Annotated in this window: 5 protein-coding genes; 2 read left to right on the forward strand and 3 right to left on the reverse strand. The window is 51.6% G+C overall.

Going from position 1 to position 6,591, the window contains the following annotated elements; genetic code table 11:
* On the reverse strand, nt 1–149 hold a 149-nt coding region (locus tag B7444_RS17460; RefSeq protein ID WP_373277514.1), incomplete at its 3' end, for a DUF6538 domain-containing protein.
* A 318-nt stretch (nt 150–467) separates the two neighbouring features.
* On the opposite strand from B7444_RS17460, the gene B7444_RS17465 reads away from it, so the two are divergent.
* The gene (locus B7444_RS17465; protein ID WP_007283649.1) at nt 468–797 is read left to right on the forward strand and encodes a helix-turn-helix transcriptional regulator; all 330 of its coding nucleotides are present in this window, start codon (nt 468–470) and stop codon (nt 795–797) included.
* Between the two features lie 30 nt (nt 798–827).
* Here B7444_RS17465 and B7444_RS13960 read toward each other — a convergent pair whose 3' ends face one another.
* Entirely contained in the window at nt 828–5,738 is a 4,911-nt protein-coding gene (locus tag B7444_RS13960) for a DEAD/DEAH box helicase (protein ID WP_156474073.1), read from the reverse strand.
* Between the two features lie 309 nt (nt 5,739–6,047).
* On the opposite strand from B7444_RS13960, the gene B7444_RS13965 reads away from it, so the two are divergent.
* Nucleotides 6,048–6,365 carry a helix-turn-helix transcriptional regulator gene (locus B7444_RS13965; RefSeq protein WP_081603781.1) on the forward strand — a complete coding sequence of 106 codons (318 nt, stop codon included), beginning with the start codon at nt 6,048–6,050 and terminating at the stop codon, nt 6,363–6,365.
* A 65-nt stretch (nt 6,366–6,430) separates the two neighbouring features.
* Here B7444_RS13965 and B7444_RS17385 read toward each other — a convergent pair whose 3' ends face one another.
* Nucleotides 6,431–6,574: a helix-turn-helix domain-containing protein gene (locus tag B7444_RS17385; RefSeq protein ID WP_289305553.1), complete on the reverse strand. Its 144-nt coding sequence runs from the start codon at nt 6,572–6,574 to the stop codon at nt 6,431–6,433.
* Nucleotides 6,575–6,591 lie beyond the last annotated feature (17 nt).

Consider the following 6,591-nt stretch of genomic DNA (forward strand, 5'->3'; position numbering starts at 1 on the left):
GCTTGGGCGGTGGATTTATCGCTGGTGCGGAGCGAACGGACAAGATGCTCACCCAGGATGGGGCGGATGTCGGACGGGATACGGATTTTCAGATACCAACCGGAGCCCCGGCGGGTCATGTAAGGCGTTGCCACGCAGTGTCGTCCCATGTGCCACGGTTATGTGCCACACGCCAGAAAACCTGCAAAAAATTGTCTGAAAAATCAATGACTTAGAGTCATGGTGTCCCATAGGGGATTCGAACCCCTGTTGCCGCCGTGAGAGGGCAGAAAATAGGTTCCTAAATCTACGAGAAAATTGTTAATAACCTTGCTTTCCAACGATTTAATATCACCCCTCATCACAGCTTGTCACCCTACATCCTCCCCAGATTGGCTCACAAATGGCTCAAGAGGTAAGAGGGGTTCCCTTGACGGATCTCGACTATAGTTTCTAGGTTGGAGCCCCGCGTTCTGATTTGATCGCTGATGTCCGAACTTCCTGAGTTTGGTCGTCCTGATGTCCTGACACACCCGCAGGCTGTTGAATATCTTGGCATCAGCGAAGGTCGTGTTCGAAATCTCAAGTGGATGAAGATAGGCCCGAGGTCGGTAGCATACGGTAGAAGGGATATCAGATTTCGTATTTCTGACCTTGAGGAATGGTTAGACCTTAAGGCTGGAGTGACACCTCCTCCAGACCCTGCCCGCAAACGTGCCAAGCGTTCTCGTCGAGGCATTATCCTTTTGGATATCTTTGTCGCGCTGGGGATCATAGCGACTGCACTGCTTATCCTGAGGTTTCTGGCTGGCGGATAAGCGCAGTCGCTTTGCGAAAGAAGAAGCACTTTATGTGTCCAGAATCTCCAGGGCAGGGAGGGACTTCACGATTTTCATCGTCTCAAGGCTGACAGTTATCACGCGTAGGAAGAGTTCCAATGGATAGCGTGGGTTGTTCATGGTCTCGATGGCCCAGTCATTGGCATCGTTGACGATACCGCTGGCCTTATCTTTTTTGACGCATTGACGCTCAACCACCCAGTCCAGAGCAGATTTGCCGTTGACCACATAGTCGTAGGCTTCCAGCGGGATTCCTGTGACTGTGATGCGGTCATTGTAGTGCAGGACGGTTTTGTCCTTGCCCTTGCCATACTTCATCTGGGTGACACGGTAGTCTTCAGGTGAAAGGCGCGTGTTTCCTGTGTCGATTTTCACCCCTTCATAGATAGGCTGGGTCTCGAAATGGACATGCATTTCTCCCAAGCGCCGACCAGCGTCTGAAAACGCCTTGAAGGCTTCGTATGTTTTCACGCGAGGAATGCGAGGCAGTTCTTTCCTTAGGGTGTCAGCATAGCGTTCCCGATAGTCTGGAGAGTGCAGAAGCCCATAGACGTAATAGAACAGGTCTTCCTTGCTGATGCTTTGCCCAGGATAGGCGTCCTGGAAGTGCTTCAGTCCTTCATCTGTGATGGCATCTTTGCGGGTGGGACCTTGGGATTTTTGGCCATTGAACAGGTCACTGCCAGCGTTTTTTTGGGTATTTTCATCTGCGTAGACATAGAGTGGAAAAGACTGTGCGCCTGCATCAAATGCATTCAGGTCAATGATTGAGCAGGTCATCAACACAGTTGTGCCGTTTCTGCTCCCCACTCCATTCATGCAGATGACCAGATTATCCGCCTTTGCATCAGGAAACAGGCGAGGCATTTGTGAGACTACCTCGTTCAGACTCCTGTCGAAATATAGCCATTGTGGGCTAAATGGCCGGTAAATCGCCTTTATCAGACGTTCTTCATAAAAATTGATAGTTTTATTACGAGAAAGGTTATGCCGTAACCCACGTGTCCAGCTAATTGCAGATGCTTCTGTTGTTACAAAGGATACTACAAATCCATCCTTTTCTTTCTGGGTTTTTGTTGAATATGCGGTATTAAAGCGCGTTAATTCCGAATTATAAACGCTTAGCATTCGTTGTAGATTGGTGTTTAAGGCCTCAGGTGAAGAGTTCCAGCACCACGCGTCTCTGTTCGTTACTACGCCGAGAGAGAAATGAGAAAACAATGTTGTCTCGCTTCCTTTTTTCATTCCAATAGGCATGAATGCTCCGAAGCTACTATCTCTCTGACGAAGCCAGTCACCATGCTCATCTGGCGTGATGTTCTGCCATAGCCCCGCATCAGTCAGACCCTTGATGCTGGCCAGTTCTTCAATCTTTTTCAGTTTCTGTTCGCGGGTCAGATAATCCCCAATATCATGGAACAGAATGCGTCCCTGCTCCCTGGCTTCCCGGTTCTTCACCAGAATGGAAATGGCAATCGGGGCACGACTTCCCGCGTCGAAAATCTTACCGCCTTCCTTGCGAGACGTTTCACCTGACGTCCTTTGATTCCCCCGAAGATGGAACACATGGATGCTTGAGAACTCTTCAGCCAGACACTGACGCAGGCCATCGGCTGAGGTCGTATCGAGGAAGCCTGCATTAGTCACAAAGCCTAGAATACCACAGTCTCCAATGCGGTCAGAAGCCCATCGGATAGCGCGGATATAACTGTCATACATCGTTCTGACAGATGCTGTTGCAGACCTGCCAGCATAGGTTTCGGCAATCCGGGCATCTAGTGCGGGATAGGACACGTTTTGGTTGTTATCGTTTCCGCTTTCCTGCCCGACCGAATAAGGCGGGTTCCCCATGATGACGCGGATGTCGAGCGTCTTCTGCTTCCTGATGCGCTTGTTGTTGTCTTCCAGTGTTGAGCCAATCAGGTCATGAGCTTCATTCAGTCGGAAGGTGTCTGTCAGGCAGATACCCTCGAAAGGCTCATAGGTGCCGTCCATCAGGTCGGAGAACGTCGCCTCGATGTTGATAGACGCAATGTAATAGGCCAGCAGGACGATTTCGTTGGCATGAAGTTCGTGCCTGAACTTGTGGAGCATCTGCTCCTTCGTAATCAGGCCACTCTGAAGCAGGCGGGTGATGAATGTCCCTGTGCCCGTGAAAGGGTCCATAATGTGGACGCCTTTGCTTCCCAGAGTCTGGCCAAACTCGCTTTCCAGCACGTCATTGATAGAGTGGATAATGAAGTCCACGACTTCCAGTGGGGTGTAGACAATCCCGAGGCGCTCTTTCAGGCGTGGGAAAGCCTGCTGGAAAAAGCCGTCATAGAGTTCCTTGATGACCTTCTGCCGACCATAGGCCGTATCAATGCCAGAGGCGCGTTCACGCACATTGGCATAGAAGTTTTCCAGCGTGTCCGCTTCCTTGTGCAGGCTGTGCTTGTTTAGCGCATCCAGCACGGATTGCATGGCTTTCGACATGGGATTGTCGGAAACAAAGCTATGGCCTGAAAACAGGGCTTCAAACACAGGACGGGTGATGAGATGCTGGGCCAGCATCTCAATAATGTCCTCTCGACTGATGCTGTCATTGAGTTCTGAGCGCAGGTCAGACACGAACTGGTCGAACGCTTCACGCGCCTGAACATTCTCTGGATTGTCGAGGATGGTGGTGATGCGGGTGATGTGGGTTTGGGCAATCTTGGCAATATCACCAGCCCAGTCTTCCCAGTGGTGACGATTGCCTACCTTCTTGACGATTTTCGCGTAGATGGCGCGTTCGATTTCCCCGACCTGGAATTCCATCTTGAACTGCTCATCGCTTGAGCGAGAAGCTTTTTTGCCAAGGTTATAGGACGAATGCGCTTTCTGGGCTGTCCCTGCCGTCAGGGCCATCGTCTTCTGGGTAATTTTCTGGGTGACGGCGACAACTTCCATGCGGGACGTGTCAGGCTTGGCCTGAAGGTCCATTTTGTTGACCATGCTGTCGAAGCGGTCATCATGTGAGCGCAGAGCTTGAAGAACCTGCCACACCACCTTGTAGGCCTGATTATTATCAAGAGAATCCTCGGGAGGTGTTCCCGCAGGAATGACAACAGGCAGAACGACATAGCCTCGTGTCTTTCCCGGAGCGTTTCGCATGACACGACCCACGGATTGCACCACATCCACCTGAGAATTGCGGGGGGTCAGGAACAATACGGCATCCAAGGCAGGAACATCCACACCTTCAGAGAGGCATCGGACGTTGGAGAGAACGCGGCAAATCTTTCCTTTGTTTTCCTCTGGTTTATCTTTTAGCCAAGAGAGCTTTGCTTCTTTCTCGCTGGCATTCATCCCGCCATCGACGTGTTTCGCTTCGCAGGTCAGGCGGGCTTCAGGTTCGATATTGTCCTGGAGCTGGTATTCCTCGACTACCTTCTGGAACATATCGGCAATCTGGATGGAACTGACCTTGTGAGCGCGTCCCTTGTAGTCTGGGGAAATGACCTGACAGAAGGCCACAGCCCGTTTCATAGGCTCCGGGTCTTCAACGCCATCCTGTGACAGACCAATCTTGGCCAGTGCTTTCCAGCACCCGACAATTTTGGCGGCATCATCCACTTTCAGGCCATTGTCAGGGTCATCCAGGAGCTTCTGAAGTCTTGCGCTGACGGTGCCTTCATCCACGGCCAGAACGATGACTTTGTAATCGACCAGTAGTTTGCGTCTGACTGCTTCGGAGAAGGTGATGACATGAAACTCAGGGCCGAAGATTTCGGCATTGTTCATGCCATAGACAATGGCCCCCTCATTCTCTGCCTTTTCCTGAGCCACATCCCCATAGATGCGGGGGGTGGCGGTCATGTAGAGACGTTTCTGGCCCTGTAGATAGGTCTGGTTATGAACACGGACAAAGGCGCTGTCGTTCTCTTCGCCTCCGAAGGTCACGCCTGTTGTGCGGTGTGCTTCATCGCAGACAATCAGGTCAAACTCGGGAAAGCCGAACTCTTTCTGGGCCTGAGAGATAACATCAATGGAATGATAGGTGGAAAAGACCACCGTCATGTGGGTGGCATCGTGACGCTTCTGATATTCGCTGGCCAGACGCTCGGGGTTCGTGGTCGCCGGATAGCGGAGTTCGTGGACTTTGACTTTGATTTCGTCGTCCTGAGACGCCTTCTTCTTCCCTACATCGCTGTCTGAACAGACGGCAAAACTGTGCAGGGGAACCTGACTTTCCTGCGTCCACTCTGTCAGGGACTGGGAGAGCAGGGAGAGGCTGGGAACCAGAAACAGAACACGACCGCCAGCGCCGACCTGTTGTTCTGCCAACTTCAGGCTGGTGAAGGTCTTGCCTGTTCCGCAGGCCATGATGAGACGGCCACGGTCAGAAGCTATGAAGCCAGCCAGCACATTCTTTATAGCTGTGTCCTGGTGAGGAAGTGGTGTCTTCTTCTTTCGCAGAACAGGGGCTTGTTTTGGCTGATACTGCGACCAGTCGATGACACTGGTTTCGAGGTCGAGCAGGTCAATCTTGCTGACAGGAGGGTGCTGGTCCGCCAGCGTGGCTTCTGCGTTGCTGTTCCACAGATTGGTGGTGGCTACGATGACGCGATGGGAGAACCAGCTTTTGCCAGAGGCTGAGAAGAAGGTGTCGATGTCCTTCTTGGTTATCTTGTGGTCCGGCGCATAGAATTTGCACTGGATGGCATGGAGCTTCCCTGTCCCTCGTTCTCTGGCCACAAGGTCAATGCCCGTGTCTTTGACAGGGTGGCCATTCTCACCAGCCCAAACCTTGTATGGCCAGACCATATCGTAAAGGTCAGCATAGCTGGGTTCAGTCCGCAGATAGCAGACAATCAGTTCTTCGAAATACGTTCCTTTCTCGCTCTCTGAAACAGCCATCCGGCGGAACGTATCGAGAAGCGTGGAAAGAGCGGACATCGGAAGAACCTTCAAACACAAGATATCCTTTCATATCTCCGATGGTATTGTGAGGAAACCTGTCGACGCCCTCTCTCTGGCCTGTTGCTCATGATGAGCATTACAAGTCAGAGGTAATGCGCTGGACTGTTCTGAGGCCAACGCCATATTCGCTGGCTAAGGTTTTCCCGATAACGTCGCTTGATGGCATTCTGAGCTTGAAGGGAGAGTTTAGGCTTCCTGCTCGTCCTCGCACCATTTGTCATGGTTCTCTTGACCAATCTCGACTATCATTTTCGGATTAAAGTCCGATGTTTAATTTGATGGCTTATGTCTGAACTTCCTGAGTCTGTCCGTCCTGCTGTCCTGACATATCCGCAGGCGGCTGAATATCTTGGCATCAGCCAAGGTCGTCTTCGGAATCTTAAGTGGATGCGGCAAGGACCAAGGTCGGTAACGTACGGAAAAAGGGATATCAGATTTCGTATTTCTGATCTGGATGAATGGTTAGACCTCAAGGCCGGAGTGACATCTTCTCCAGAGCCAGCTCGTAAACGCCCAAAACGTCCGCGTAGAGGCGTAGCACCACTCGGAGTATTTTTCGCATTGATCTTAATAGCTCTGCTGATGTGGGTGCTGGGATTGTAGTGAATGTGTAACTGAGGAAGATCATTTCCCTCAGTTCTGAAGTCCGTTATTTTGTGGGGATTATTTTAAGCTGTCTGCTGCACGACGCGGTGGACAGTGCTTGGTCCGACACGAAACAGTCTGGCAATCGTTCTAAGAGATTTGCCCTGCTGCGCCATCTCGCGAATATGCTGACGCTGAATGGACGTCAGGCGGGGTGGACGTCCGATGAGCTTTCCTGCCGCCC

The organism is Gluconobacter thailandicus F149-1 = NBRC 100600, assembly GCF_000964465.1.
GTDB lineage: Bacteria > Pseudomonadota > Alphaproteobacteria > Acetobacterales > Acetobacteraceae > Gluconobacter > Gluconobacter thailandicus.

Coding starts and splice junctions, on each gene's coding strand:
- B7444_RS17465 (WP_007283649.1), top strand. CDS start 468: ATGTCCGAACTTCCTGAGTTTGGTCGTCCTGATGTCCTGACACACCCG.
- B7444_RS13965 (WP_081603781.1), top strand. CDS start 6,048: ATGTCTGAACTTCCTGAGTCTGTCCGTCCTGCTGTCCTGACATATCCG.
- B7444_RS13960 (WP_156474073.1), bottom strand. CDS start 5,738: ATGTCCGCTCTTTCCACGCTTCTCGATACGTTCCGCCGGATGGCTGTT.